General features: G+C 46.1%; 3 protein-coding genes. 2 read left to right on the top strand and 1 reads right to left on the bottom strand.

All coding sequences use genetic code 11. The annotated features are described in order from the left end of the window. Positions 1 to 365, top strand: a 365-nt coding sequence (locus Q0241_RS12110) for an Ldh family oxidoreductase (RefSeq protein WP_299377700.1), incomplete at its 5' end; no start/stop codon positions are given. Positions 366 to 489: 124 nt separating this feature from the next. Here the strand turns inward: Q0241_RS12110 and Q0241_RS12105 are convergent. Further along, positions 490 to 1470 carry a GlxA family transcriptional regulator gene (locus Q0241_RS12105; protein WP_299377698.1) on the bottom strand — a complete coding sequence of 327 codons (981 nt, stop codon included), beginning with the start codon at positions 1468 to 1470 and terminating at the stop codon, positions 490 to 492. An 87-nt stretch (positions 1471 to 1557) separates the two neighbouring features. On the opposite strand from Q0241_RS12105, the gene Q0241_RS12100 reads away from it, so the two are divergent. Then, positions 1558 to 2823: a sarcosine oxidase subunit beta family protein gene (locus tag Q0241_RS12100; protein WP_299377696.1), complete on the top strand. Its 1266-nt coding sequence runs from the start codon at positions 1558 to 1560 to the stop codon at positions 2821 to 2823. Positions 2824 to 2852: the final 29 nt, after the last annotated feature.

The following is a 2852-nucleotide window of genomic DNA, read 5'->3' as shown; positions in this document are numbered from 1 at the left end:
ATGTTGCTCTTAAAGGAACCATGATCCCAAGTGGCAGCTATAAAGGTTTTGGTACAGCCTTGATGGTAGAGTTAATGGCGGCTGCTATGACAGGGGCAACGCTTGGTATTGATGCCAGCCCGTTTTCCGGTCCTGTCGGTGGGCCGCCCAAAACGGGGCAGTTCTTTATTGCTATTGATCCTGAACTTTCTTCGGGTGGCGTATTCTCGCAACGTGTAGATTATTTGATCGAAGCTATTGTTGATCAGGATGGGGCTCGCTTGCATGGCGCAGAGCGTTTTGAAGCGCGTGTCAATGCAGATAAAAATGGTGTTGCTGTCAATGCGGCCATTGTTGGGAAAGTCAAAGAATGGGCTGATCGTTAAGGTTAATATATTAGATGTAAAGTGTTTTATAGTGCATTGAATATATGTGATTTAATGAAATACTTTCAGCCATAAAAACATTCCCTTAAATCTTGAAGTCAAGTTCTCTTCTGTATGAGTTTTATTATGCCTTTGATTGTATATCTTGTCTGTACGACGAGGGGGGAGAACCATATTTTCCCTGAAAGGCTTTCGAGAAATGCGCTGAACTGGAAAAGCCTGTTGCCAGAGCAATTTCTGTTAATGACAATACTGTTTGTCGAACAAGATTATAGGATTTTTCTAACCGTAAATTACGGTAAACAGACATGGTGCTCTGTCCAATTTTTTTGATAAAAATCCTGTTGAGTTGGCGTGGACTTATTGAAGATAACAAAGCGAGTTGTTTTAAACTCAGGGGATCCGCAATATGGTTTTCCATTATTTCGAGTGTTTGAATGATAGAGGGATGATGGGTGCCATATCGCTCTATCATTCCAGATCTCTGCGGATTTCCGGATGGCCTGACGTCCGTATGAATGAACCAATCACTGACCTTTCTGGCAAATTCCGGCCCATGAATTTCACTTTGTAATGCATGCATCATATCCAATGGGGCAACGCCACCTGCACAAGTGATGCGATCTCGGTCCATGATGTAAAGGCTTCGTTCAAGCAATAGTGTCGGGGTGTTTTCTGATAGAGCTGCGGCATGCTCCCAGTGCACAGTCATCCTGTATCCTTTCATAACCCCTGCATTGGCGAGGATTACAGGGCCTGCAGAAACACCCCCTAATCTGACGCCATGACGCGCTTTGTTACGTAACCATTGGAATGTGGGTTCGTCGTCAAAGCTGGATGGATCTCCCCCGGCGACAACAAGGATAAGATCATAGTCTTGATGGTCAGATATGGTGGCTGTTGCGCAGATCGCCGCACCACTTGAGCTTATGGTTTCGTGCCTGTTTCCTATCGCAATGTGATCAACCCTGTAGAGATGTTTTTTACCAAGAAGGTTGGCAGCACGTAAGGGTTCTATGACTGATGAGTAGGACATCAGGGCAAAGCCATCGATTAGTAAGATGCCAATTTTATATGCTTGCTCAGGTGAAGAATACGTGTCCATTTTATGTAATAAATAGTCCTTTTTTTGAAATCTCGATCTTTATATCACTGTTCTAGTAGAAAAAGGCAACACAATTGAGAATATGTGATGAAACACCGAGGTTTAAAATACTCAGGCTTTAAGGTCATAAAAGAAGCGCTGACAGGACATAAAGGCTGGAAACCTGTTTGGCGAACCCCAAAACCAAAAGACGAATATGATGTGATCATTGTCGGCGGCGGTGGGCATGGCTTAGCAACGGCCTATTACCTTGCAAAAGAATTTGGCATCACAAACGTTGCTGTTCTCGAGAAAGGGTGGATTGGTTCTGGAAATGTTGGACGTAATACAACGATTGTGCGGTCCAATTATCTTCTGCCGGGGAATGAGCCCTTTTACGAATTTTCCATGAAGCTATGGGAAAATCTTGAACAGGATTTCAATTACAATGCCATGGTGTCTCAACGTGGCATTTTAAATCTCTTCCATAACGATGCCGGCCGAGATGCCTATGCACGTCGCGGCAATGCCATGATACTCGCCGGGGCTGATGCTGTATTGCTGGATCAGGATGGTGTACGCGAAATGTATCCTTGTCTGGATTTTGAAAACGCTCGCTTCCCCATCAAAGGCGGATTGCTGCAACCCCGTGGCGGTACCGTACGCCATGATGCAGTTGCGTGGGGCTATGCACGGGGTGCGGATAGTCGGGGTGTTGATATCATCCAGAACTGTGAAGTGACAGGCATGGTGATTGAAAACGGCATTTGTCGCGGTGTTAAAACCAATCAGGGTACAATAAAAGCCAAGAAAGTTGCTGTGTGTGTCGCCGGATCATCCAGTCGCGTAATGTCCATGGCAGGGATGCGGTTGCCGATTGAAAGTCATGTTTTACAGGCTTTTGTGTCTGAAGGTTTAAAACCGATCTTGCCCGGGGTGGTGACTTTTGGTGCCGGGCATTTTTACGTTTCGCAATCCGACAAAGGCGGTTTGGTCTTTGGTGGTGATATTGATGGCTATAACAGTTATGCCCAACGTGGCAATTTGCCCGTTGTTGAAGACGTCTGTGAAGGGGGTATGGCTCTAATGCCGATGATCGGGCGTGCACGACTGTTGCGGATGTGGGGTGGTGTGATGGATATGTCCATGGATGGATCACCCTTTATAGATAAAACACATATTGATGGCCTCTATTTTAACGGTGGCTGGTGTTACGGTGGCTTTAAGGCAACGCCGGCAAGCGGTTGGTGTTATGCGCATCTCTTAGCCAGGGATGAACCCCATGCTGTCGCGACAGAATATCGACTGGATCGTTTCCAACGCGGGGCGATGATTGATGAAAAGGGCGTGGGCGCCCAACCGAACTTGCATTAGGAGCACAGAAAATGATCATTCATCATCCT

It is taken from the genome of uncultured Kiloniella sp. (genome assembly GCF_937128705.1).
GTDB lineage: Bacteria > Pseudomonadota > Alphaproteobacteria > Kiloniellales > Kiloniellaceae > Kiloniella.
This window is presented reverse-complemented; position numbering and strand designations above follow the sequence as displayed.